General features: G+C 65.8%; 22 protein-coding genes and 2 tRNA genes. 13 read left to right on the top strand and 11 right to left on the bottom strand.

Annotated features, from left to right (window positions below; translation table 11 throughout):
- Positions 1–5 precede the first annotated feature (5 nt).
- The 12 genes from ACYDAT_RS04115 to ACYDAT_RS04060 all read left to right on the top strand — a co-directional run bounded on the left by ACYDAT_RS04115 (position 6) and on the right by ACYDAT_RS04060 (position 10,137).
- Positions 6–749: a UDP-2,3-diacylglucosamine diphosphatase gene (locus ACYDAT_RS04115; protein ID WP_461448570.1), complete on the top strand. Its 744-nt coding sequence runs from the start codon at positions 6–8 to the stop codon at positions 747–749.
- Between the two features lie 122 nt (positions 750–871).
- Positions 872–948 (top strand) — tRNA-Arg (locus ACYDAT_RS04110).
- Positions 949–1,082: 134 nt separating this feature from the next.
- Positions 1,083–1,159 (top strand) — tRNA-Arg (locus tag ACYDAT_RS04105).
- A gap of 97 nt (positions 1,160–1,256) precedes the next feature.
- Complete coding sequence (gene amaB / locus ACYDAT_RS04100) at positions 1,257–2,789, top strand: L-piperidine-6-carboxylate dehydrogenase (protein ID WP_461448568.1); 1,533 nt, start codon at positions 1,257–1,259, stop codon at positions 2,787–2,789.
- Positions 2,790–2,797: 8 nt separating this feature from the next.
- Positions 2,798–3,166: a nuclear transport factor 2 family protein gene (locus tag ACYDAT_RS04095; protein ID WP_461439889.1), complete on the top strand. Its 369-nt coding sequence runs from the start codon at positions 2,798–2,800 to the stop codon at positions 3,164–3,166.
- A gap of 49 nt (positions 3,167–3,215) precedes the next feature.
- Positions 3,216–3,509 carry a DUF4190 domain-containing protein gene (locus tag ACYDAT_RS04090; RefSeq protein ID WP_461439888.1) on the top strand — a complete coding sequence of 98 codons (294 nt, stop codon included), beginning with the start codon at positions 3,216–3,218 and terminating at the stop codon, positions 3,507–3,509.
- Positions 3,510–3,523: 14 nt separating this feature from the next.
- The gene (locus ACYDAT_RS04085; protein ID WP_461448566.1) at positions 3,524–4,582 is read left to right on the top strand and encodes a quinone-dependent dihydroorotate dehydrogenase; all 1,059 of its coding nucleotides are present in this window, start codon (positions 3,524–3,526) and stop codon (positions 4,580–4,582) included.
- Entirely contained in the window at positions 4,563–5,609 is a 1,047-nt protein-coding gene (murB, locus tag ACYDAT_RS04080; RefSeq protein WP_461448564.1) for a UDP-N-acetylmuramate dehydrogenase, read from the top strand. Before ACYDAT_RS04085 ends, murB begins: the two co-directional genes overlap by 20 nt.
- Before the next feature lie 433 nt (positions 5,610–6,042).
- Entirely contained in the window at positions 6,043–6,900 is an 858-nt protein-coding gene (locus tag ACYDAT_RS04075) for a segregation and condensation protein A (RefSeq protein WP_461439885.1), read from the top strand.
- 67 nt (positions 6,901–6,967) lie between these two features.
- Complete coding sequence (scpB, locus tag ACYDAT_RS04070; protein WP_461448562.1) at positions 6,968–7,690, top strand: SMC-Scp complex subunit ScpB; 723 nt, start codon at positions 6,968–6,970, stop codon at positions 7,688–7,690.
- Positions 7,687–9,162, top strand: coding sequence for a pseudouridine synthase (locus ACYDAT_RS04065; protein WP_461448560.1), 1,476 nt, complete (start codon positions 7,687–7,689; stop codon positions 9,160–9,162). The genes scpB and ACYDAT_RS04065 overlap by 4 nt, the downstream gene beginning before the upstream one ends.
- Positions 9,163–9,171: 9 nt before the next feature.
- Entirely contained in the window at positions 9,172–10,137 is a 966-nt protein-coding gene (locus tag ACYDAT_RS04060; protein ID WP_461448558.1) for a LysR family transcriptional regulator, read from the top strand.
- Positions 10,138–10,535: 398 nt separating this feature from the next.
- Here ACYDAT_RS04060 and ACYDAT_RS04055 read toward each other — a convergent pair whose 3' ends face one another.
- The 8 genes from ACYDAT_RS04055 to ACYDAT_RS04020 all read right to left on the bottom strand — a co-directional run bounded on the left by ACYDAT_RS04055 (position 10,536) and on the right by ACYDAT_RS04020 (position 19,615).
- Positions 10,536–11,342 carry an amidohydrolase gene (locus ACYDAT_RS04055; RefSeq protein ID WP_461439881.1) on the bottom strand — a complete coding sequence of 269 codons (807 nt, stop codon included), beginning with the start codon at positions 11,340–11,342 and terminating at the stop codon, positions 10,536–10,538.
- Positions 11,330–12,475, bottom strand: a complete 1,146-nt coding sequence (locus ACYDAT_RS04050) for a pyridoxal phosphate-dependent aminotransferase (RefSeq protein WP_461448556.1) — start codon at positions 12,473–12,475, stop codon at positions 11,330–11,332. Before ACYDAT_RS04050 ends, ACYDAT_RS04055 begins: the two co-directional genes overlap by 13 nt.
- A 102-nt stretch (positions 12,476–12,577) precedes the next feature.
- Positions 12,578–12,976, bottom strand: a complete 399-nt coding sequence (locus ACYDAT_RS04045) for a type IV pilin protein (RefSeq protein ID WP_461448554.1) — start codon at positions 12,974–12,976, stop codon at positions 12,578–12,580.
- 58 nt (positions 12,977–13,034) lie between these two features.
- Positions 13,035–16,748, bottom strand: coding sequence for a pilus assembly protein (locus ACYDAT_RS04040; protein ID WP_461448552.1), 3,714 nt, complete (start codon positions 16,746–16,748; stop codon positions 13,035–13,037).
- A 38-nt stretch (positions 16,749–16,786) separates the two neighbouring features.
- Positions 16,787–17,272, bottom strand: a complete 486-nt coding sequence (locus ACYDAT_RS04035; RefSeq protein WP_461448550.1) for a pilus assembly PilX family protein — start codon at positions 17,270–17,272, stop codon at positions 16,787–16,789.
- Positions 17,269–18,528, bottom strand: coding sequence for a PilW family protein (locus ACYDAT_RS04030; RefSeq protein WP_461448548.1), 1,260 nt, complete (start codon positions 18,526–18,528; stop codon positions 17,269–17,271). The genes ACYDAT_RS04035 and ACYDAT_RS04030 overlap by 4 nt, the downstream gene beginning before the upstream one ends.
- Positions 18,528–19,046 carry a type IV pilus modification protein PilV gene (gene pilV / locus ACYDAT_RS04025; RefSeq protein ID WP_461442176.1) on the bottom strand — a complete coding sequence of 173 codons (519 nt, stop codon included), beginning with the start codon at positions 19,044–19,046 and terminating at the stop codon, positions 18,528–18,530. Before pilV ends, ACYDAT_RS04030 begins: the two co-directional genes overlap by 1 nt.
- 8 nt (positions 19,047–19,054) lie before the next feature.
- Positions 19,055–19,615 (bottom strand): GspH/FimT family pseudopilin, encoded by a 561-nt coding sequence (locus ACYDAT_RS04020; RefSeq protein WP_461439492.1) that lies wholly within the window; start codon positions 19,613–19,615, stop codon positions 19,055–19,057.
- Positions 19,616–19,860: 245 nt separating this feature from the next.
- On the opposite strand from ACYDAT_RS04020, the gene ACYDAT_RS04015 reads away from it, so the two are divergent.
- Positions 19,861–20,115, top strand: coding sequence for a hypothetical protein (locus ACYDAT_RS04015; protein WP_461442177.1), 255 nt, complete (start codon positions 19,861–19,863; stop codon positions 20,113–20,115).
- A 144-nt stretch (positions 20,116–20,259) separates the two neighbouring features.
- Here the strand turns inward: ACYDAT_RS04015 and ACYDAT_RS04010 are convergent, their stop codons facing one another.
- From ACYDAT_RS04010 to ACYDAT_RS04000, 3 genes are read right to left on the bottom strand one after another with little or no spacing between them, the layout of a single operon-like run.
- On the bottom strand, positions 20,260–23,511 hold the full coding sequence (locus ACYDAT_RS04010; protein WP_461448546.1) for an efflux RND transporter permease subunit: 3,252 nt from the start codon (positions 23,509–23,511) through the stop codon (positions 20,260–20,262).
- A 4-nt stretch (positions 23,512–23,515) separates the two neighbouring features.
- Positions 23,516–24,604 carry an efflux RND transporter periplasmic adaptor subunit gene (locus ACYDAT_RS04005; RefSeq protein WP_461439489.1) on the bottom strand — a complete coding sequence of 363 codons (1,089 nt, stop codon included), beginning with the start codon at positions 24,602–24,604 and terminating at the stop codon, positions 23,516–23,518.
- Between the two features lie 11 nt (positions 24,605–24,615).
- Positions 24,616–24,819 carry a YgaP family membrane protein gene (locus tag ACYDAT_RS04000; protein ID WP_461439488.1) on the bottom strand — a complete coding sequence of 68 codons (204 nt, stop codon included), beginning with the start codon at positions 24,817–24,819 and terminating at the stop codon, positions 24,616–24,618.
- Positions 24,820–24,904 lie beyond the last annotated feature (85 nt).

Raw genomic sequence — 24,904 nt, 5'->3', positions numbered from 1 at the left:
GCATCTTGGCCTGCCTGTTCGTCTCGGACCTGCATCTGGACCCGGCGCGGCCGCGAATCACGCGCCTGTTCGAGCATTTTCTCGCCGGCGAGGCGCGCGCTGCAAAAGCCGTGTACATCCTCGGTGATCTGTTCGAGGCATGGATCGGCGACGACGACGACAGCGAACTGCCCGCGCGTGTCGCGCGCGCATTGCGCGCCCTCGCCAGTACCGACGTGCCGATTTTTTTCATCGCTGGCAATCGCGATTTTCTGCTCGGCGCCGACTATGCCGCGCGCGCTGGCATGCGCCTGCTGCCCGATGCCAGTGTGCACACCATCGCCGGTGTGCCCACGTTGCTGATGCATGGCGACGCGCTGTGCACGGATGATCATACCTACCTCGCGTTCCGCGATCAGGTACGCACACCCGAATGGCAGCGACAATTCCTCGCGCAAGCGCTGGATGCGCGCCGCGCCTTCGCCGCACAGGCGCGCGCCGGCAGCCGCGCGCATACCCGCGACACGCCCGAGGTGCTGATGGATGTCAACGCCCAGGCAGTCGCCAGCGCCATGCGCAGGGCTGGCGTGCGGCGCCTGATCCATGGCCACACGCATCGCCCGGCCCTGCACCGCTTCTGGCTCGACGCGCAGCCCGCCGAGCGCATCGTGCTGGGCGACTGGTACGAACAAGGCTCGCGCCTGCGCGTGGCGGCGGGCAGTCTGGCACTTGACAGTCTTGATCCCGCGCTGCCTGTCGAGCAGGCCTGAAACGCGCCCGCGCAGCACACCCGTGCCGCGATTTTTTGCGCAATGCGCTGTTGACGCGCGTGCACCTTGCAGGAATAATCCCGCGTTCCCGCCGGTTGTGCCATTGCCTTCCCGCGGGCTGCGCGCCCGTAGCTCAGCTGGATAGAGCACCAGGCTACGAACTTGGTGGTCGGGAGTTCGAATCTCTCCGGGCGCGCCACTTGAATATACAAACCAAAGGCCAGCTTCAGCGCTGGCCTTTGGTTTTTCGGCTGTTGCAAAGCGCGCGTGCGGATTGCGCTGCCAGAGCGCGTAGCGTGCCAAAATCGGCACCGCGCGCGGCAACAGCACCGCGGCCCCGTAGCTCAGCTGGATAGAGCGTTCCCCTCCTAAGGGAAAGGTCGCCCGTTCGAATCGGGCCGGGGCCGCCACCGCCACCGCCACCGCGCCGCGAAGGGCCGCAGCATGCCGGCTGCTAGAATCCCGTGTTGGTTCGGCCTCGCGCCGTCGTTATCGCAGGAGTTTTTCGTGACGCATTCCATCCTGGCCGCACTCGGCCTCAGCGATACCCATTCCGGCACTTATCTGGGCCAAGACGCGTGGGCAGCATCCGCGGAGGGCGATATGATCGAGGTGCGCGCGCCGCGCGACGGCAGCGTGCTGGGTCACGTGCAGGCCAGCGGCGCCGGGGATTACGAGCAGGTCGTGCAGCGTGCCGAGGTGGCATTCAGGGAATGGCGCCAGGTGCCGGCGCCGCGCCGCGGCGAAGCAGTGCGCCTGTGCGGCGAGGCGTTGCGCAGACACAAGGACGCGCTGGGCTCGCTGGTGGCGCTGGAGATGGGCAAGATCAAGCCCGAAGGCGATGGCGAGGTACAGGAGATGATCGACATCGCCGACTTCGCCGTGGGTCAGGCGCGCATGCTGTACGGCTTGTCGATGCACTCCGAGCGCCCCGGCCATCGCATGTACGAGCAGTGGCACCCGCTGGGCGTGGTGGGCATCATCAGCGCGTTCAACTTTCCGGTCGCGGTGTGGGCGTGGAATGCGTTCATCGCCGCCGTGTGCGGGGACATTTCCATCTGGAAGCCCTCGCCCAAGGTGCCGTTCAGCGCCATCGCCGCGCTCAAGATCTGCATCGAGGCGCTGCGCGCAGGCGGCTTCCCCGACATCTTTTTTCTGTTCAACGACGCCGGCACAGAGCTGGCCACGCGCTTCGTCGATGATCGCCGCGTGAGTTTGATCAGCTTTACCGGCTCGACCGCCGTGGGCCGCAACGTCGGCCAGCGCGTGGCGCAGCGCATGGGCCGCTCCCTGCTGGAACTGGGCGGCAACAACGCCATCATCGTGGACGAAAGCGCCGAGTTGAAACTGGCGATCCCGGCGATCGTGTTCGGCGCGGTCGGCACCGCCGGCCAGCGTTGCACCAGCACGCGCCGGCTGATCGTGCATCGCGCCAACCACGATTCCCTGGTCGACAAACTCAAGGCCGCCTACGCGCAGGTCGAACAGCGCGTGGGCGATCCCACCGATGCCGGCACGCTGATGGGGCCGCTGATCGACGCCGCGGCGGTACAGCGCTTCGAGGAGGCCATCGCGCGCGCCAAGGCCGCGGGCGGCAGCATCGCCTACGGCGGCGGAAAACTGCCGCGTCCCGGCAACTACGTGCGCCCGACGCTGATCACCGGCCTTGCGCCCGATGCCGAGGTGATCCAGCACGAGACCTTCGCGCCCATTCTCTATGTGCTGCCCTTCGACAACATGCAGCAGGCACTGGCCATCCAGAACGGCGTGCCGCAGGGCTTGTCCTCGGCGATCTTCACGCAGAATCTCAAGCACGCCGAGCAATTCCTGTGCTGCGCGGGCTCGGATTGCGGCATCGCCAACGTCAATATCGGCACCTCGGGTGCCGAGATCGGCGGCGCCTTTGGCGGCGAGAAGGAAACCGGCGGCGGGCGCGAGTCCGGCTCGGATGCGTGGAAGGCCTATATGCGTCGGCAGACCAACACCATCAATTACTCCGACGCGCTACCGCTGGCACAGGGCATCAAGTTCGAATTCTGAGCGATCCCGTGAACGCACACGCTGCGATCGAGGCCACCTTGCACGCCGCCGAAGTGGCGCTGCTGGATGCGCAGCAACGCGCTGATGTCAATGCCATCGCGGCGCTGCTGGCCAACGATTTCGAGGAAATCGGCTGCAGCGGTCGGCGCTATGATCGCGCCACCGTGCTGGCCGCGCTCGGCACGGCAAAACTGGATGCGGCCGAGATCGCGGATTTCAGTCTGCGCCTGCTCGCTGCCGACCTCGCGCTGGTGAACTTTCGCACGCGCGTGCGGCGCGGCGACACCGTGCTGCACAGTTTGCGCAGCTCGGTGTGGCGACGTGAACACGATGCCTGGCGGATCGCGTTTCATCAGGGCACGCCCTGCGCTGGCTGAGATTTGGCGTCGGACGATTCGCATCGATTTTGTGCAGGAGTTGCCAGACATGAACACGATCTACGTACGTACCAGCGGCGCCGCGATCGCCAGTATGGTCTTCGGCATCCTTGCCTGGGTCGCATTACCGCTGCTGGGCGCCATCCTCGCGGTGGTGTTGGGACATGTGGCGCGCGCCGAAATCCGCCGCGCGCCGCCGGGCAGCATCGGCGGCGATGGCATGGCCGTGGCCGGGCTGGTGCTGGGCTACGTGCATCTGGCACTGGCCGCGCTGGTGCTGGTGCTGATCGCCTGGCTGGGCATGTTTGCCATCGCCGCCTGGTTCGGGCACGTCTTCGTTTGAACACGCCCGCGCCAATGCCGCCATCGCGCGGCTATGCGCTGGCGCGCGCCCTGCTGTTCCGGCTGGATGCCGAGCGCGCACACGCGCTGGCGCTGACAGGTCTGGACTGGATGCAGCGCCTGCATCTCGTCCGCCTGTTGGTCAGTGTGGTGCCAGCGCTGCCGGTGCGCGCGTTTGGCTTGAGCTTTCCCAATCCAGTCGGTCTGGCCGCCGGGCTGGACAAGGATGCCGCGCACGTGGACGGCCTGGCTGCGCTGGGCTTCGGCTTCATCGAAGTCGGCACGGTGACGCCGCGCGCGCAGCCAGGCAATCCACGCCCGCGCCTGTTCCGCCTGCCCGCGCAGCAGGCCCTGATCAACCGCATGGGCTTCAACAACGCCGGCATCGATGCACTGCTGCGCAATCTCGATCGCGCGTGCTACCGCGGCGTGCTCGGCATCAACATCGGCAGGAACAAGGACACGCCCAACGCACAGGCTGCGGATGATTATCTGCACGGCCTGCGGCGCGTGCATGCCCACGCCAACTACATCACGGTGAACATTTCCTCGCCCAATACGCAGGGATTGCGCGACTTGCAGGTGCACGCGGCGCTGGATGCGTTGATCGGGCATTTGCGCGAGGCACAAGAGCGTCTTGGTGCACAAGCCGGCACGCGCAAACCCATGTTGCTGAAGATCGCCCCGGATCTGGACGAGCGCGACATGGACGACATGGCCGACGTGCTGCAGCGCCGCGGCATCGACGGGCTGATCTGCACCAACACCACGTTGGCGCGCGTGGGCGTGGCCGGCGCTGCGCACGCGCAGGAAAGCGGCGGGCTCTCGGGTGCGCCGCTGCGCGCGAGCGCCGATCGCGTGCTGCGCGGCATGCGCGCGCGCCTGCCGCAGGTTCCCGTCATCGGCGTGGGCGGTATCAATATGGGGGCTACTGCCGCGGAAAAAATCGCGGCCGGCGCGACGCTGGTGCAACTTTACACCGGGCTGATTTATCGCGGCCCGGTGCTGATCCATGAATGCGTGCAGGCGCTGCGCGCGCGGGCGGAGGCTGGCGATGCGCCCCGCGCAGATTGAACTGCCCGGCTGCATGCTGATCGAGGATGCGCCGCTGGATGCGCGCAACACCTTGCGCGTCAAGGCGCGCAGCGCTTGGCTGGCCGCGCTGAGCGACCCGGCCGCGCTGCCGCGGTTGCTGGACTTCCCCACCCTGCGCGGCCTGCCGCTGCTGGCGCTGGGCGCCGGTTCCAACGTGCTGTTCACCGGTGACTGGCCCGGACTGATCGTGCAGTTGCGCAACAGCGGTATCGAGCGCATTGGCGAAGCGCGGGGACAGGTGCAATTGCGCGTCGGCGCCGGCGAGTCGTGGGACGCATGGGTACGCTGGACCCTGGCGCAAGACTTGGTGGGGCTGGAGAATCTCATCCTGATTCCCGGCACGGTTGGTGCCGCACCGATCCAGAACATCGGCGCCTACGGTGTCGAGGTGGCACGCAGCATCCTCAGCGTCGAGGCTTGGGACCGCGAGCACAACTGCTTCGTCGAGTTGCCCGCAAACGACTGCGCGTTCGGCTACCGCGATTCGCGCTTCAGGCGCGAGCCGCAGAGATGGATCATCAGTGCCGTGCGTTTCAATCTGGCGCGCGAAGGTGCGCTGCATCTCGACTACGCCGGCATCCGCGAGGAACTCGCGGGCATGCGCGTCGAACAGCCGCGCGCGGTGCACGTGGCCGAAGCGGTGTTGCGCCTGCGCACACGCAAACTGCCCGATCCGGCGCTGATCGGCAACGCCGGCAGCTTCTTCAAGAATCCGCAGGTCGACGCCGCGCTCGCCGCCACGCTGCGCATGCGCCATCCAGGTCTGCCGCAGTGGCCGCAAGCCGACGGCAGCATCAAGCTTTCGGCCGCGTGGATGGTCGAGGCCACCGGCTGCAAGGGGTTGCGCGAGGGCGACGCCGGTATCTCCGAGCGCCACGCACTGGTGCTGGTCAATCACGGCGCGGCCAGCGGCGCGCAGTTGTGGGCGCTGGCCGTGCGCGTGCGTGACGCGGTGCACATGCGCTTCGGCGTACTGCTTGAGGCCGAGCCACGCGTGCTGCCCTGAGTGCGCGGAGCTGGCACCGCCCTGAACCTCGCCGCTCGCCGCGCCACCGTGCACTGGACGCGCCGTCAGTGAGCGGTTAGGCTTCGCACGCTGATCCGGCCGGCGCGAAGCCGCCCGACGCTGCACTCCCCGCACTGCGGGACATCATCCAGTCTGACTTCTGCCTGAGCAGCCGGGCATATGGCGAGCAGCCGGTTACAGTAGGAAATTTTGCGTGACGGCCGCAGCATCGCAGCACCTGATGCGCGGACCCTGTATGCGCAGATCGCGGGACCACGCTGAATGCAAGTCGCGCAGCGCATTTTGCTGAAACTGATCTCTGGCGCTTTCTTGGCGCCTGTTCGCAAACAGCGACACGCAATCCGAGAACACATTTGATCGCACCCCACAAAAGCCTGGCCGCGGCTTGCGGCCCTCGCCTGACGAGTGCCGCATGAGCACCGAACCTGCCGCCGCAGGAAGCATCGAAACGCCGCAAGGCCCGTTCAAGGCCGTCCCGCAGCAGCAGGAAATGCCGCTGGCGCTCGTGCGCGGCCAGCCGCTGCTGAGCATGCCGCAGGATTTGTATATCCCGCCGGACGCGCTGGAGGTGATTCTCGAAGCCTTCGAGGGACCACTGGATCTGCTGCTGTACCTCATCCGCCGCCAGAATCTGGACGTGCTGGATATCCCGATCGCCGAGATCACCCGGCAGTACATGGACTACATCGATCTGATGCACGCGATGCGCCTGGAACTGGCGGCCGAGTATCTGGTGATGGCGGCGATCCTTGCCGAGATCAAATCGCGGCTGCTGCTGCCGCGCCCGCCCAGCGACGAGGCCGGCAACGAATCCGATCCGCGCGCCGAACTGGTGCGTCGCTTGCAGGAGTACGAACGCTACAAACGCGCCGCCGAGGATCTGAACGCACTGCCGCGCGTGGAGCGCGACACCAGCGTGGCGCATGCCGATGCCGGCGAACGCAGCGTGCCGCGTGTGCCGCCGCCGGTGGATTTGCGCGAACTGTTGCTGGCGCTCAAGGATGTGCTGCGCCGCGCCGAACTCAGCGGCGCCGTGGCCATGCAGCGCGATGCGCTGTCGATCCGCGAGCGCATGAGTGATTTGCTGCGCCTGATCGAGGATGGCGCGTTTCACGTCTTCACCGAGGTGTTCAAACCCGGGCAGGGACGGCTCGGCATCGTGGTCAGCTTCATCGCCATGCTGGAATTGATCAAGGAAGGTTTGCTCGATGTGATCCAGGACGAACCGCTGGCGCCGATTTACCTGAAGGCGCGCAGCGCAGCGGCCTGAGTGCCACGCTGCCACGCAAGCGCACACCGCGCGCGCCACCCGATAACGCAACACACACGACCCGCACATGGACACCGATCAGATCAAGCGCATCCTCGAAGCCGCCCTGCTCGCCAGCCTCGAACCGCTGTCATCGACCAGGCTCGCCGGTCTGTTCACCGAGGACGAGGGCGTAACCGCCGGCGACATCGCGTGCGCGCTCGAAGCCCTGCGGGCCGATGCACCCGCGCGCGGCGTGGTACTCAGCGAAGTCGCCTCCGGCTATCGCTATCAGGTCGCCGGCGACGTGCATGCATGGGTCGCGCGCTTGAGCGCCGAGCGCCCGACACGCTACTCGCGCGCGCTGCTGGAAACCCTCAGCCTGATCGCCTACCGGCAGCCGATCACGCGCGGCGAGATCGAGCAGATTCGCGGCGTGGTGGTATCCAGCAACATGATTCGCACGCTGGAAGAGCGCGAGTGGATCCGCATCGTCGGCCACCGCGACGTGGCCGGCCGCCCCGCACTGTTCGGCACCACGCGCCAATTCCTCGACTACTTCAACCTCAAGGCGCTGGAAGATCTGCCGCCGCTGGCCGAGATCCGTGATCTGGAGGAACTGGCGCCGCAGTTCGAGTTCGAGGCCGCGCTCGGCAGCGCCAGTTCCACCCCACCCGCGCGCATCGATACCGAGGCCAGCACTGTCGGCATCACGCCTGATTTTTCCGCATCATCCGATTCCATCGACTCACCCGCGCTCGGAGAAATCGCGCCGACGCAAGACACCGATTCCAAGGAGCACCTCGCATGACCGCGCCCACGCGCACCCTGCTGTCACTCAAGCGTCAGGCCGCCGCCGACCACGGCCCGCGCCTCGAAGAACGCCTGCACAAGGTACTGGCCAACGCCGGACTCGGCTCGCGCCGCCTGCTGGAGCAACGCATCGAGCAGGGCGAGGTGCGCGTCAACAACGACGTCGCCACGATCGGCACCAGCGTCGGCGCCGGTGATCGTGTCGAACTCGACAACCACGCCTACGTGGTCGCCAGCGATCGCCGCGAAGACGCCGAAGTGCTGATGTATCACAAGCCCGAGGGCGAGGTGATCACCCGCGAAGACCCGGAAGGGCGCCCCACGGTGTTCGACCATCTGCCGCGTCTGAAAGGCTCGCGCTGGATCGCGGTGGGCCGCCTCGACCTCAACACCACCGGCCTGCTGCTGCTGACCACCGACGGCGATCTGGCGCACGCGCTGATGCACCCCGGCACCGCGCTGGAGCGCGAATACCTGTGCCGCGTGCATGGCGAGGTTCCGGACGAGGCCTTGGCGCGGCTCAGCGCCGGCATCGAACTGGAAGACGGCCCCGCGCGCTTCGAGGAAATCGCGCCGATCAGCCGCGGTGGCAGCCATAGCTGGTTCCGCGTGATTCTGCGCGAGGGCCGCAACCGCGAAGTGCGACGCCTGTGGGAATCACAAGGCCTCATGGTCAGTCGCCTCAAGCGCATCCGCTACGCCAACATCGAGCTGCCGCGCCTGTTGCGCCGCGGCCATTCGCAGGCGCTGGACGCTGAAGCCGTGAGCGCGCTGCGCGCGATCGCCGGGCTCGGTGCGCCGCAACCGACGCTGACCCTGCAGCCGGTGTTGCACCAGCGCCGTGCGCAGCGCAACGCGGTCAAGGTGCGCGCCGACCGCCCGCAAGCCTGGGCCGCCGGCAGCGACGAGAGTCGTGAGCTGGCTGCCTTCGATCGCGTGCGCGACGATCACCGCGACACGCGGCGGCGCACCACGGGTCCGAAGCGCGAGGTCAACGGCAACGTGATGCGCGCGGATCGCGCGCATGGCGCACGCAAGCCGCGCGCGTTCAGCCCTGGGCAGGAACTGCCCTCGGTGCGCCAATGGGTGGCGGGCGAGGATCGCCCCGGGCGCGGCGGCCCGCGCCGTGGCGCTGGCGCGCACATGGCAACAGGCCCGTGGCTACCGGCCAGTCGAGGCCACGGAGAACGCGCCGCACGGCCTTTCAGCGGCGAACGGGCGCCACGTCCCGGTGGCGAACGTGGGCCGCGCCCGGGTGGAGATCGCGGGCCGCGACCCGCTGGCGAGCGCGCGGCACGCCCATTCGGCGGCGAGCGTGGTCCGCGTCCGAGCGGCGATCGCGCCGCGCGACCCTTCAGCGGCGAACGCGGACCACGCCCAGGTGGAGATCGCGGACCGCGGCCCGCTGGCGATCGCCGCCCGCGCAACGATGCACCGCGCGGACCACGCCCGCCCGGCCGCGGACGCTGAGCCGCCGCCGTGGACCGCTATGCCGCGATGCAGTTGTTCCTGCGTGTGGTCGATGACGGCAGCTTTGCCGCCGCGGCCAACCACAGCGGCATCTCGCGCGCGCAGGCCAGCAAACTGATCCGCGCGCTGGAAGAAGACCTGGGCGTGCGCCTGATCCAGCGCACCACGCGCAAACTCAGCCTCACCGAAGCCGGCCGCCACTATCACGAACGCGTGGCCACAGCGATGGCGGCACTCAGCGAAGCCGCGGCCGAAGCCGGGCAGCGTCAGACCGAGCCACGCGGCCATCTGCGCGTGAGCGCGCCGACCTCGTTCGCGACGCGGCATCTGGCCGATGCGCTCACCGAATTCCTGCGCCGCAATCCGCGCATCGAACTGGAACTGGATTTGAACGATCGCCGCGCCGATCTCGTACGCGACGGTTTCGACATGGCCATCCGCATCGGCAATCTGGCCGACTCCAGCCTGATCGCGCGGCGCATCGCGCCCGCGCGCATGTTGGCGGTGGCTGCGCCAGCTTATCTGAAAGCGCATGGTACGCCGACGCATCCGCAGCAATTGGAAGCGCACACGGCGCTGCTGTACACGCTCACCGCGCACCCGGATGTGTGGGCCTTTGCGCGCGAGCAGGAAACCCTGAACGTGCGCGTGCACGGCCCGCTGCACGCCAGCAATGGCGACGTGCTCGCCGCTGCCGTGGTGCGGGGGTTGGGCGTGGCGGTGCAGCCTAGCTTCATCGTCGGCAATCTGGTGCGCAGCGGCGAGCTGATGCGCATCCTGTGCGACTGGCGCCTGCCCGAAGCCACGATCTACGCGGTGTACCCGGCCGGTCGCAGCCTGCCCGCCAAGACGCGCAGCCTGATCGATTTTCTGGCCGCGCGCTTCGGCGACGAACCTTATTGGGACGAAGGCCTGTTCAGTGCCGCGGCGTCCACGCCGGCTTCGCGCCGCGGCAAGCCTGGCGCGAAGTTCTGAACTGCTGAAGTTCAGCCCCTCGCCCGGTGGAAGAGGGAGCGCGGGGTTCGGGTGCCTCGCCTTTGCGCCACGCGAGAACCCATCCGGGCTATGCGCCACCTTCCCTTGCGGACTTCCGTTGGTCTCCCGGCGGGAGAAGGGAAGCCAGTTCATCCGACGAGCTGCGACAGCCTTCGGCAAGCACCGAATAGCCCCTCTCCCGCCGGGAGAGGGGTTGCGGTGAGGGTTCGAATCTTGCTTCTTGCTTCGTGACGAGAAAGACCAGTTGCTCATCCGGTACTGGGCGCCACCTCGTCCCGGCCCTCACGCACAGCGCCCGGGCATTCGGCAGCGCATGATCTGCCCGCGGCGGATCATGGGCGAAGGGAAGCAAGTCCCGCCAGCGTTGCTCGAACTTCTCAGATTTCGCTCAGGCTGAAATCGTCGGCATCCATCCACGCCGGAAAACGCGCGCGGTGCGCCAGCAATGCAGCCGGATCGAGCATGACGGTAACGGCCTGCGCGCTGCGCCCCAGTTCCATTAGCGGCTGACCGAGTGCGTCCAGCACCACGCTGTCGCCGGCGTAATCCAGACCGTTGCCATCGCGGCCGACGCGATTGACCGCGGCCACGCAGGCCAGATTCTCGATCGCGCGCGCGCGCAGCAGCGTGCGCCAGGCGTGGCGCCGCGGCTCGGGCCAGTTGGCCACGAACAAGAGCAGGTCGTAATCCATGCCGCCCGTGGCGCTTTCCATGCGGCGATTGCGCAGCCACACCGGAAAACGCAAGTCATAGCAAACCTGCGGCAGCACGCGCCAGCCCTTGATCTCGACGATCAGTCGCTCGGCGCCGCCGGCATAACGCTCGTGCTCGCCGGCCATGCGAAACAGATGACGCTTGTCGTAGTGCAGGCACTGGCCATCCGGCTGCATCCACAGCAGCCGGTTGAAATAGCGGCCGCCTTCGCGCACCACCAGACTGCCGGTGATCACCGCGCCCAAATCCGCCGCCAGCGCACGCAACCAGTGCACACCGGCGCCGTCCATGTCCTCCGCCTGATGCAAGGTGTCGTTGGTGAAACCGGACAGAAACGTCTCCGGCAGCATGATCAAGTCGCTGCCCTGCCCCTTGAGGCTGCGCAGCAATTCGCCGTAATACGCGCGATTGGCCGCGGCGTCGTGCCAGCGTGTTTCGCCTTGCACCAGACCGAGCCTCAAAGCTTGCACAGGCGCTCCGCGGCGGCGGCCAGGGTGGCATCGGATTTGGCGAAACAGAAGCGCAGCAGGCGCGCATCCGGTGGCGTCTCGTAAAATGGCGACAGTGGAATCGCGGCCACGCCGACCTCGCGCACCAGCCAGTCGCAAAAATTCAGATCATCGACATCGCGGATGGCGCTGTAATCGGCCAACTGGAAATAACCGCCGGGCACATCCAACAATTGCAGCCGCGAGGGGGCCAGCAGCGCGCGGAAAAGATCGCGCTTGGCTTGATAAAAAACCGGCAGTTCGAGGTAATGCGCGGGTGCGTGCGCCAGCATCTCGGCAAAGGCCCACTGCGCGGGCTGGAAGCTGCAGAACGTCAGGTACTGATGCACCTTGCGGAACTCGGCGCTGAGCACCTTGGGCGCGATGCAGTAACCCAGCTTCCAGCCAGTGCAGTGATAGGTCTTGCCGAACGAGCTGACCACGAAGCTGCGCTCGGACAGCGCGGCGTGGCGCAGCACGCTTTGATGCTGCGCGCCGTCGAACACGATGTGCTCGTAGACCTCATCGGACAGCACCCACAGCCCATGCGCCTGCACCAGCTCGGCCAGCGCATCGAGATCGGCGGTGGAGAACACCGCGCCCGAAGGATTGTGCGGGCTGTTGACGATGATCATGCGCGTGCGCGGCGTGACCGCGTCGCGCACGCGCTGCCAGTCCACGGAAAAATCCGGCAGGCGCAACGGCACATGCACCGCGCGCGCACCCTGCAGGTCGATGGCCGGCTGATAGCTGTCATAACAGGGATCGAGCACGATCACTTCCTCGCCGGCGCGCACGCTGCAGGCGATGGCGGCGAACAGCGCCTCGGTGGCGCCCGAGGTGACGGTGATTTCGGTATCGACGCCGACGCGGCGGCCATACAGACGCTCGGTCTTCAGCGCGATCTGCTCGCGCAGCGCGGTGATGCCGGTCATCGGCGCGTACTGGTTGCGGCCCTCGCGCATGGCGCGCGCCAGTGCATCCTGCAAGGCCTGCGGCGGGTCGAAATCAGGGAAGCCCTGACCCAGATTGATCGCCTGGTGCTGCAGCGCAAGCTGGCTCATCACCGTGAAAATGGTGGTGCCAACCGCGGGCAATTTGGTTTCGATCTGCATGCGTCGGCTCGGCTTTGAACGCGCGGCATGCTAGCACGCTACCCACGCACGGCATGGCCGTCCAAACCGCTGGCGCGCATCAATTCCATGGCGAATCTGGCCTCAAGAACCCCAGCAGTTGGCGCCGCCGCCGGTCGAGGTCTTGTTGCCGGCCTGATCGAGGCTCAGCGTGGCGCAGCCGGTATCCTGGGCCTGCGGACCGATGGCGGTGGCGGTAATCGTGTAGGTCGATGATGTGGGTGCAACCGTCATGCTGTAGTAGCCCTCGGCTGAATCGGCCGCGATCGTGGGGCAACTGCCGGTCGTGGGCGCGTAAGAGAAGTACTGCGCATAGCAGCGCTCCATGATGGCCTGATCCTGATTGAGCGCCGCGTAGGCATCCGAGCGCCGGCTGCGCAACACGTACTTGTTGTACGCGGGGTATGCGATCGCCGAGAGGATGGCGATGATCGCCACGACGATCATCAGCTCGATCAGGGTGAAACCACGCACAGGATTCATTGCTTGTTCTCCACGGGCGCCCGATCAGGCGCACCCGTCATGGTCGTGTCATCCGGCATCATTGCACCTGCCACCAACCCAGGCGCGAACGACCGCCGTATTGTTCGGGCGTCACCGGGATCTGGAGGTTGGAGCCAGGCGTATAAATATTGCCGCCGCCGCTGGGATTGGTGAGGATGGTTGGTGCGGCTGCGTAGCCGCCGCTGAGTTGCGTGCCCACCGGGTTGTTGCCACCGACGCTGACAAAGTTGCCATTAAGCCCCAGGCCGAGGCGCGGCTGAGTGAAGGCGCCGCCGTTGATGTAATTCACGTCCATGAGGAAAGATGTGCCTGTGGCGTTGCAGGTGAGCGAGCCGTTCGGCGGCGGCGTGTACGTGGTGAACACCACACCGCCGTTCTCGATCAGTGGCGAGGTAATCACACGTTCGCTGGGCGTGTTGCCGCTGATCGGCCCCGGCAAATCGAAGTACCAGCCTGACTGCGTGGACCAGTTGACCGGATTGCTGGTGATGGTGCGCGCGGTCTGTGCCAGAGCGTTGTGTTGCGAATCGAGCGTGCCCGCGGCCACATTGGTGATCGTCTGCTGCTGCAGGTTCGCGCGCAGCAATCCCGTGCTGGTGCCGTTGTCCCACACGCCGTAGAAGCTCTGCACCTGCGAGGTGCTGAGGTCGCCGGTGCCGAGCAGTTGCCCGGTACCGAAGAACAGCATCAGTCCAGGCTGGTTCGGATAATTGGGATTGAGCGTGACCGTCGGCGTGGTGGTGATGGGCTGACGGTTGCCGCTGGCATCGCGCGCCGTGAACAGCAAGCGCACCGTCCAACTGGCCGGGTTCGAATTACTGACGTTCACCGCCCACAGATTGCCCTGCAAATCACCGGCATACACCATGTCCGCCGGCGAACCCAGCAAGCCGTTGGCGTTGGCGGCCACCACGCCGGAAAGCCCGTTGGGCAGACTTGCATTGCAGGCGCCAGCCACCGCCGCGCATAGGTCGATCTTGCGCAACAAGGTGCCGCTGCCGGCTTTCACCGCATACAGCACGTCGCTCTGGTTGGGGCTGTTGTAGCCGTTGCCGAAGAACACGGCGAAGCCCGGCACGGTCTGGTTGTCACTGGTGTCCAGGACGGAATTGGCGTTGATCCGCGTGATGACCGGCTCGCCGTAGCTCAAGCCCATGTCCGGATCGCTGCCGTTGGCGTTGTATTCCCACAACACCTTGCTGGCGAGCTGCGCTTCGGTGGTCACGGTGGGATTGGTCACATCCAGCGCGAACACCGAGCTGCCGCCGGGGCCCTCGCCGCCGACCAGCAAGGTGTGCCACTTGCCGTCCGAGGACAGCAGGGCATCACCGGCCGCGGGCGAGCCATCGACGAAGAACAGATGCGCCTGGTTGTACAACGGCTGCGTGAGCTTTTGCAGGTTGGCGAACACGCCGTCCGGAATATACGCGAAGTTCTCGTTGCCGTTGCTGGCGTTGAACGCGTGCAGCATGCCGTCGTTGGCGCCCACGTACAGCGCCGGCGTGCGTGTGGCTTGCGCCGTCACGAAGGCCAGGTAAGAGGCATCGCCGTACGGGCCGTTCGGCGCGCCGACGTAGATCGGATTCGAGTCGGTGATGTCACCCAGCAGATGCGAACGGTTGCGGTAGGTACCGCTGTTGCGCTGTTCCAGCGCGGTATCGCCGCGCAAATAGTCGAGGACATTCTGCCCGGCGGCCGTGGTGCTGCCAAGCTGCGCCTGCTGTGCCGGGGAGAGATTGGCCCACTCGAACGGCACACCGGTATCGCTGACAGGATTCCACGTGGCGATAAAGCGGTTGGCGATGTTGTTGGCACAGCCCCCGGCGCCGCCGTTGGGTCCGCCCAGCGGCTCGACCACGCCAGCCCCGCATACCTGCCTGTCAAGTTGAAGCTCGGCTTGCCAGGTCGCGTTGCTGGTCGCGGTGTTCACCGTGCCATTGACGATCGGGAACGCCAGCAGATTGCCGGTCCAGTCCTGATAGGGCGTATCGGACGAGGTGTACCGGGTCTGGTAAATCGTGGTGTTGCTGCTGATGGTGGCCGAGTTCACCGCCGCCGAGGTGGTGGACTGCGTGCCCGCCTGGATCTGCACCAGGACCGTGTTGAGCGAGGTGACCAGCGCCGCGGGTGAAGTGGCCGCGAGATAGCCCGCGGGCAGCGTGCCGGTGCCATAACCCACGTTGATTTGCGGCGTGTTGAAGCCCGGGTTGTAGGTACCGCCAGCCACCGCCATGGCGTTGAGGGTTTGCGCCGCGACGTTGTTCAAGCTGGGATTCACCGCAGCACCCAGGCCCACCACATAGGTCTTGATACCGGCGGTGTTCAACGCAGTGATCGCGCTGATGGTGTCGGTCAGCGCCTGATCGTTGGTGGTCGTCAGCGCACCGGTGGTGGGATCGAAAGTAGCCGACACGCCAAATCCCGTCGCCGAGAGGCTGCCCAGCGGCGGCCAGTTGCCACCAGACGCATCCATGGTGGGCAAGCCGTCGGTGATCAGAATCACGTAGCGATTGATGTTGCAGCCAGCCAGTTGCGCCGAGGTATAGCCCGAAGGATTGGGCCTGGTTTGCAAATAACTGAGCGCTTTGGCCAGCAGGCCTGGCGTCGATGCCTGCCCGGCCGATGCCTTGATCTCGGAGCTGTCAGTATTATTCGTCTCGGGTGCCAGCGCATTGGTGAATTGGCTGATCGCCGTGGCAACACTACTAGTGGTTGGCGCCTGACCGGCTGAGGTCATCGGCACCACCAGATGACCCGTACTCGCGGACTGGCTTGCGCCGTACCCAAAGCCACGCAGCGAATACATCACCTGCGGCGAGAACGGGATATAGCCGGCGTTGGTGGGTGTAGTCTGGGTGGCTACCGATCCCGGGTAGGAGTTGTAGTACGTGCTGAGGATGTTGCCCAGGCTGGCGTTGTACTGGGCCAGCGAGTAATACGAGAAAGGATTGGCTGGCGATGGCCCGTTATAGGCCACACCCACCGAAGCCAGGCCACCGGCATACAACACGTCGTTGATGTTGGGATCATCGCTGCTGGCGCCGACCAGCATGTACTGGTTGCCCGACAGGGTGGCGCTGCCGTAGAGGTTGGCGATGGAGCTGCAATTGCTTTTCACGGTCGAACTGGCCGTGAGATAACCGAAGCAGGGATTGATCACATAACGATTGCCTGCCGGCGGCGTGGCGGTGAACGTGAATCCGCCCGCGGGCGACATGTAGTACACCCACGTCGTATATCGCGTCGGCGAACCGGTCTGATAGTCCACCAAGCCGAAATCGGTGTTCTGCATGTAGCTGTTGAGGATCGCCTGCATGGCGCCCTTGGCCACGTTCAGACGGCTGGCGCCGTTGTCGTACAAGGTTCCGCCACTGTTGACGGTATAAGGTGCGCAATTGCCGGTCAGCGGCGACACGCAGGTCGTGCCCGCATTCAGCGGCGGCGTGAACCCGTTGGGCACCTGATACACAACGGGCGAACTGGAGGCTGCCAGCGAGAGATTGCCGTTGCTGAGCGCGCCCGAGCCGGCCATGATCGCGCCCGACAGCGTGCCGTCCATCGACTCGGAATTGCCCACCGCGAACAACACCTGCGGCCGGATCGGCGAGGCTGAAGTCAGCGGCACCTGCGAAATCGGCACCGGCGTCGGCGCGGCCGCGTACGCAGGCACGATCGGTGGCGCGAACGCACCGGCGCCGACCACCAGCGCCGCAGTCAGCATCAGGTTGCGCAATGTCTTGTTGGCGTTCATATCGGGCCTGCGGGTGTGGATGCGGCTGGGCGGGGCGATTACTGGATCAGGCTTTGCACCACGGCTTGGCTGTTCTGGTTGCTGGGATTGGCGGCGCGCACGGTGATGCGGAAAATCGGCGCGCGATTGCCGGGGTATGTACCTGTCGCGGCCGACTCACCGGGACGCGTCACCGCGGGCAGTTGCTCGATCGCCACGCTGGGTACAGCCGCCGTGGCCGTGGTCGGCCAAGCCGTGGCGCCACACGTGTTTGTGCTCCAAGCCACCGACGCCGCGCACAACACGGGCGCGACCGGGTACTGCAACTGCAGCGCCGCGGCCTGATCGGTCATCAACGCGCCTTCGGCCGCGGCCAGCGCCATCTGCGCGCTTTTGGCATTGGCGGCCACGCGGATCTGCGTGGTCTGCATGGCCATGGCCACGATCGCGGCCAGGGTGAGCACCAGCAGCATCACCAGCGCGGTCAGCAACACGAAACCGCGCGCCTTCGTGCGCTTGGCAAAGAGCGTGCGTTGAATACTCATAGCGTGGTGTTCCGCAAGTTGATCGTCATCACGTAGACATGGCGCAGGCGCGTGTCATTCGGCACGGCACTATTTGGAGGGGGCAGATTTGGCAAGGTGATGGTGGTGCCCAGCACGTTCCATTGCTTCGGATTGCTGTCCGCCGGGACCGATCCCAAACCACCCTCGATCAGAAATCCAATGCGTATGCTGTTGACGATGGTCCACGGGTTGAACGGCAGGCTGGTCACGCCCGCGGGTGGAGTGGCCTGCAGTGCCTGCACATCTTTGGCGCTGAGGTACTGCGTGATCTGTCCGTTCAAGCCCACGCCATACAGCACCTGCATGTTGTCCACGCCGGGAATCAGCTCCTGCACGCTCCACTGTCCCTGCACCAGCACGGCCTGGTAAAGCGCGCTCTGCCCACCATGACCTTGGCCCACGAAATAGGCCACCTGCTGCATGGGCGCCAGTTGCACGCCGTCCTGATACACCGGGGCGATCTGCTGGCTGACATTGCCGGCGCCATGGCTGCCGATCGCCGCCACCGCCACCGGATTGGTGATGTCCGTGCTGCTGGTCATCGCGGGGACGAAGATCGAGCTCTTGGCGCAGTCGGACACCGCTACCGCAGTGACCAGCACGTGCAACACATTGCCGTTGGCATCGGTGAACTGGATCGGGCTGGCACCGGGACTGCTGGTGCCAGCGTTGTAGACAGTGAACTGATTGGGCGCGGTGGTCTGCTGCACAGTGGGCACCCCGATCGGATGCGTGCCCGGTGCCTCGCCGTTGAGCACCAGCACATCGCTGCCTTGCTCGGCCAGCCTGGCCAGATTGCCGGTCAGCGCCGGCGTCCAGTCGCCGCCATTGGTGACGTTGGCGGCATTGAGCGCGGTGATCGCGTAGCTGCCACCGACATCGGTGCCGTTGGCATCGAAGCCGAACACCGGCGCGGAAAAATTGCCGCGGCTGAACACCCACGGCCTCGCCCAGGTGGAATAGCTGATGCCGGGTGGCGGCGTCGTGACGGAATTGACCGCTTGGGCCAAGGTGCCGCAGCCGGTGAAACCGGCGCCGCGTATCGCCGGCGAGAGGATCGCCGAGATCGCGTTGTCGGCATTCTGGATGGCACCCTGCGCCGAGGACGAACTGACCACCTGACGCTGCGCCATGAACACCGTGGCGATGCCGGCCAGCACGATCAGACCGATGGCGATGGCCACCATCAGCTCGACCAGAGAAAAGCCCAACGAGTGATTTGGAGTGCGCCGCATCACATCACCGTCGTCAGGGTGAATTTTTGGGTGCTGGAAAGGCTGGTGTTCTGCTGCTGGCCACTCTTTTTGAACTGCTCGATGGCCTGGACGCCGGGCGCATCGCTCCAGCTCACGCTGACCGTCACACTGACGGTGCCATTGGTCGATGCCGCGCTGGCGATGGTGCCGCTGCCACTGGGCAGTTCATCGAGACTCGAGGTCCACTGGCTGGTATCGAACGCGGCCATTTGCTGCGGCGTGCAGATGTTGCCGGTGCCCTGGCAGGCTGGCGGACTGGCCGGCGTGCCGGTGTAAGTGCCGATGTAATTGCCCGCCTGCGTGCCTTGCAGGTTGGCGCGCATGCGATCGAGCATGTCGTAAGTGGTTTGCACCGCCTGCTGCTGGATGTAGCTGGAGGTGTCGGCCTTGTGCACCGTGACCAGCAGCGCCGCCACGCCGAGCATGCCCAGCGAGACGATGACCACCGCCACCAGCACTTCGAGCAGGGTGAAACCGGATGAACTGTGCTTGAGCATGGTTCTTCTCACGGGCAGGTCAATGGAGTGCCATCGGGCGCAAAACCGGGGCTGGCCGAGATCTGCACATAGCCGGCGGCGTTGACTTCGACCGCGCGGGCAGCGGGGACACCACGCGCATCGCACACTGTCAGCAGGCTGCTGGTGTTGGCCAGCCCACGACCATCGAAGGTGATCTTGGCTGCCCCACCCGCATTGACATTGATGCTGATCTGTTCGCCGGCGGCCAGGGTGTAGGTGGACAGCGGCACCGGATTGCTGCTCGGACCCGAATGCACCATCCAGGCCGTGCCGTTGGCGGCGCTGCCGAATGCGGTGAGGCAGCTCGCTCCGGGCGCCTGCCCGGCCGTCGCCGGTGGACTCACCGGGCAGACCCCGATCGGCGCGTTCTTGCTGAGCGCGGTGTTGCGTGCGTAGTTCAGCGCGCCCGAGAGGTTGCCCACGACGTCGTTGACGCGGCTATTCATCAACAGCGTACGGAAGCTGGGTATGGCGAAAGTCAAAACGATCGCCACGATGATCAGCACGACCATCAGTTCCAGCAGAGTGAATCCGCGCGCGTTGCGCATTGCCGCCCCCTGTCGCGGCCGACAGCCGCACGCTGAGATTGAACTCGGCGCGGCGCAAAAGCCCATGCCTATCCGATCAATGGCGGCGTTCAGCCGACGGATGGCAGGGATGCGCGGCCTGAGTGGGATGGCGATCACACTTTGACGCACCCCCGCAGGCAACGATCTAAGGCTTGCAGCAGCCATCGCCCGTCTTGATGGACGATCCACCTCCACGCTCGATCACCCGCTGTTAGACTGCTGCCATGACCGAGCAAATCGAAAATCTGATCCTGGAAATGCTCAAGGGTCTGCGCAACGAGGTGCAGACGCTCCGCTCAGAGGTGCGCGCCGAGTTCCAGGACGTGAAACAACGCCTCACCAGCCTGGAGCGTGGGCAGGCCAAGGGCCATGCCGACTATGCCGAGCTGTATGGTGATCACGCGCGCCAGCAGGCGGCCATTGATCGCTTGTCGGAACGACTGGACCGCATGGAAAAGCGCCTCGAACTGCAGAATTGACTTGCTGCGAGATGGTCGACACCGGCTGCGTTGCGCGCCGGTGGCAAAGCGAGAATCGCAGCGTTGCCTGGATGACGGCGCGCAGGGGATGCCTGTCCCGGCGGGAGAGGAGCTGATTATTCATGGCGCGTTCCCGGCTGATGGTCACGCCTCGTGCCGCAGCGCGGCAACACCGAAACGCTTCAGATACCCGAAGTACAGCAACGGGATCACCACCAGCGTCAGCAGCGTGGAGACGAGGATGCCGAACACCATCGACACCGCGAGGCCCTGGAAGATCGGGTCGCCGAGAATGAAGAACGCGCCGATCATGGCCGCCAGCGCGGTGAGGATGATGGGTTTCGCGCGCACCGCGCCGGCCTCGATCACGGCCTCCTCCAGCGGCTTGCCGGCCAGCACCGCGTGGTTGATGAAGTCCACCAGCAAGATCGAATTGCGTACGATGATGCCGGCCAGCGCGATCATGCCGATCATCGAGGTCGCGGTGAACTGCGCGTGCATCAGCCAGTGCCCGGGCATCACGCCGATCACGGTCAGCGGAATCGGCGCCATGATCACCAGCGGCACCAGGTAGCTGCGGAACTGCCCCACCACCAGCAGGTAGATCAGGACCAGGCCCATCGAATAGGCCAGGCCCATGTCGCGGAAGGTCTCGTACGTGGTGGTCCACTCGCCGCCCCACTTGATCGAAAAGCTGTCGCCATTCTCGGGCGGTCCGATGAAGTGCTGACTGAGGTGGTGCCCGTCGAAGGTGCGCTGGCTGATCTCGCTGACCAGCGTGAACATGCCGTACAGCGCGCTGTCCACGTGCCCGGCGTCATCGCCGGTAACGTAGGTCACGGGCAGCAGATCCTGGTGATAGATCGCGTCCGACCACGGCGTGGTCTTGACGTGCACCACCTCGGACAGCGGAATCAACTGGCCACCCTGCGAGCGCACGCGCAGCGTGAGCACCGAATCCAGCGAGCCCAGATCGGACTGCGGCAGGCGCAGCACCACCGGGATCGCGTGCTTGGCGTTGCCATCCTGCAGATACGTGGCATTGATGCCGCCCAGGCCCGCGGCGATGGCATCGACGATCTGCTGCTGGCTGACGCCCAGCGTCGCGGCGCGCGTGCGATCGATCACCAGCAACTTGCGCTGCGCCCTGGGATTCTCGACGGTGGTGTTCACATCGACGATGTTGCGCGTGTGCTCGAACAGGTGCTCGACGTCCAGCGCGATTTTCTTTTGCACCGCGTAGCTCGGGCCGTAGATCTCGGCCACGATCGGCGCCATCGCCGGCGGTCCGGGCGGGATCTCGACCACCTGCAGATGCGCGTGGAAGCGCGCGGCGATGGCCGCGAGTTGTGGACGCACCGCGCGCGCGATCTGGTGGCTCTGCCGTGAGCGCGCGTCCTTGCCCTCCAGATTCACCTGGATCATGCCCTGGTAAGGCATGGTGCGCATGAAGTACTGGCGCACCAGCCCGTTGAAATCGATCGGCGCGGGCGTGCCGGCGTACAACTGGTAGTTGACGACCTCGGGCACCCTGGCCAGCACCTGGCCCATGTCGGTGAGCACGCGGTTGGTCTGCTCCAGGGTGGAACCCTCGGGCATGTTCAACACCACCTGGAATTCGGATTTGTTGTCGAACGGCAGCATCTTCAGGATCACCGCCTTGATGCCGACCAGGCTCACCGAGAGCAGTACCAGCAAGCCGATCGCCGCGAACAGACGGCGCCGGTTGCGTTTGGCTTTCTCGCCCAGCAGGAACGGCGACATCACGCGATTGAACAGCGCGTAGAGTTTCTGATCGAGCTTGGACTCGGCGGCGTGGCCGGGACCGGCACCGTGCTCGTCGTGATGCTGCGCCAGCTTCTTGAGCAGGTGATACGCCATCCATGGCGTGACCACGAAGGCCACCGCCAGGGAAATCAGCATGCCGACGCTGGCGTTGATCGGGATCGGGCGCATGTACGGCCCCATCAATCCGCCGACGAAGGCCATCGGCAGCAGCGCCGCGATCACCGTGAACGTGGCGAGGATGGTCGGTCCGCCCACTTCATCCACGGCGATGGGGATGGCCTCGCTGAGCTTCTTGTTGCCCATGGCCATGTGTCGATGGATGTTTTCCACCACCACGATGGCATCGTCGACGAGGATGCCGATGGAGAAAATCAGCGCGAACAGCGATACGCGATTGATGGTGAAACCGATCGCCCATGAGGCGAACAGGGTGATGGCCAGGGTGATGACCACGGCGACGCCAACCACGATGGCCTCGCGCCAACCCAGCGCCAGCAGCATCAGCAACACCACCGACACCGTTGCCAGCAGTAGATGCTCCATCAGCTCGGTGGCCTTGGCATCGGCGCTGCGGCCGTAATCGCGGGTCACCGCCACGTGCACGTCGGCGGGGATCTCGATGTTCCTGAGCTGGGTCAGGCGCGCGCGGATGGCGTCGGTGATGTTGATCGCGTTCTCGCCCTGCTTCTTGGCGATGGCGATGGTCACCGCCGGCGCCAGTCCGGTAGCCGGCCCGCCCATGCCCACCGGCGTGCCGTAGGCGGCATAGCTGGTGGGGTAGTTGGCGCCGCCGACGACCTCGGCCACGTCGGACACATAAATGGGCTTGCCGCCGGCGAGGCCGATGACCAGGTTGTGCACCTGATTGGCGTCCATCAACAGCGTGCCGGCCTTGACCGGATAATCGGTGTTGCGGCTGTACTCGTCACCGGCGTCAGTGGCCACGTTGGCCGCCTTCAGCGCGTTGCTCAGGTCGGTGACGGTGAGGTTGTAGGCCGCCAGCTTGCCCGGATCGAGCTTGACCAGCACCACGCGCTGCGGTGCGCCCACGGTGTACACGTCGCGCGTGCCGGGCACGGTCTTGAGCGTGGTTTCCAGAGTGCGCGCGACCTCGGACAACTGCACCGGATTGGCGTGATCCGACCACAGCGTCAACGTCATGATGGGCACGTCGTTGATGCCCATGGGCTTGATGATCGGCTGACCCACGCCGAGGCCGGGCGGCACCCAGTCAAGGTTCGAATAAACCTTGTTGTAAAGACGGATGATCGCCTCCCGGCGCGGCACGCCGACACGGAACTCGGCGGTGATCACCGCCACGCCAGGACGGCTGACCGAGTACACGTGCTTGATGCCGCGGATCTCGGAGACTTTCTGTTCAAGCGGAAACGCGACCAGATTTTCCACATCGCGCACGTCCGCGCCGGCGAACGGCACCGTGATCGTGGCCATGGTGACCTCGATCTGCGGATCTTCCTCGCGCGGGGTGATGATGACCGCGGCAAGTCCCAGCAGCAGGCCCACGATCGCCAGCAACGGGGTGATCTGCGAGGCCTGGAACGCGCGCGCGATACGCCCGGAAATGCCGAGCGGCTGGGTGCCGGCCATGCGCTCAGGCTCCCTTGTCGTTCGGCTTGCCGGCGTCGTGCTGCTTGACCAGCCAGGCCACCGCCTGCAGCGGGTTGCTGGCGATGGTCTCGCCCGGCGTCAGACCCGAGATCACCTCGACCTGATCGCCGAAATGCGCTCCCAGCCGCACCTGGCGCAATGCGATATCGCCATCGCGGACCACGTACACGCCGCTGATCTCACCCCGCTGCAGCAACGCCGAATCCGGCACCAGCAGGCGCGGTCGCGAGCCGACCATGAAAGCCACCTGCACCACCTCGCCGGGATTCAGGCCGGTATCGGCCGGCGGCAATTGCAGGCGCACGGTGAAGGTGTGCGTGGCCGGATCGGCATACGGAAACACGATGACCTTGGCCGCCTCGATGCGCTTGCGTCCGCCATCGAGCACCACCCAGGCGCGCGCGTATTTGCGAATGACATCGACATCGCTTTGCGGCACCTGCGCCTCGACGCGCAATTGGTTGAGCGAGATGCCGGCGATCAGCGGCTGCCCCGGCTGCACCGCTTCGCCGATCTGCACGAAGCGCTGAGTGACGATGCCCGCGTAGGGCGCGCGCACCACGGTGTAATCCTGACTCTGCCGCGCCGCGCGCGCGTTCTGCCGCGCGGCATCCAGCGCGGCCTTGGCCGAATCACGCGTGGCCACGACCTGGTCGTACTGGGACTTGGAGACCAGCTTGCGCGCATAGATCTGCGCGATGCGCGTGTACTGCGCCTCGGCATCGGTATAGCTCGCCTGCGCGGAACGCACTCGTGCCGCCGCGGCACGCGCCGCGGAACCTTGCTCGACATCGGTGAAGCGTGCCACCACCGCGCCCTTGGGCACGTAATCATTGACATCGAAGGGCAGCTCGACCACGCGCCCGGCGGTCTGCGCCGACAGCGTGGCGCGATTGACCGCCTGCACCGTGCCATCCCACACGCGGTCGCGCGGCGTGACCTGCTCGGCGACCGTCAGCACCGGCGGCGCGGCGTTGGCGGTCGGTGCCGGTGCTTGCGAATGGCTGCATGCGGCCAGCAACACAAGCGGCGTCACCGCGAAGCCGTGCAAAAGCCTGCGCAGGCTGGGCATGGGCACGCGCCTCAACGGAACGCGCAACCGGCCGGCAGGCCGAGCTTGCGCAACACCATCGCCAGCGGGCAGAAACCGGTGAATGCCGACTGCAGCAGATTCAGTCCGACGAAGGCCGCCAGCAGCATCCACGGCGGAGAAACCAACCAAGCCAGCAGCACGCTGATCAGAATCATGCTGCCGGCAAAGGCGAAAACAATGCGGTCGATATTCATGGCGGACGAGACTCGTGTGGTGAAGTTGAAACGGTATGCGCGCTGCCACGCGGCGGCACGGTAGACCGTGGTTGACATAGCGCTA

It is taken from the genome of Metallibacterium sp., from assembly GCF_054637675.1.
The sequence above is the reverse complement of the archived record's forward strand: the minus strand, read 5'-3'. Positions and strand labels throughout refer to the sequence as shown.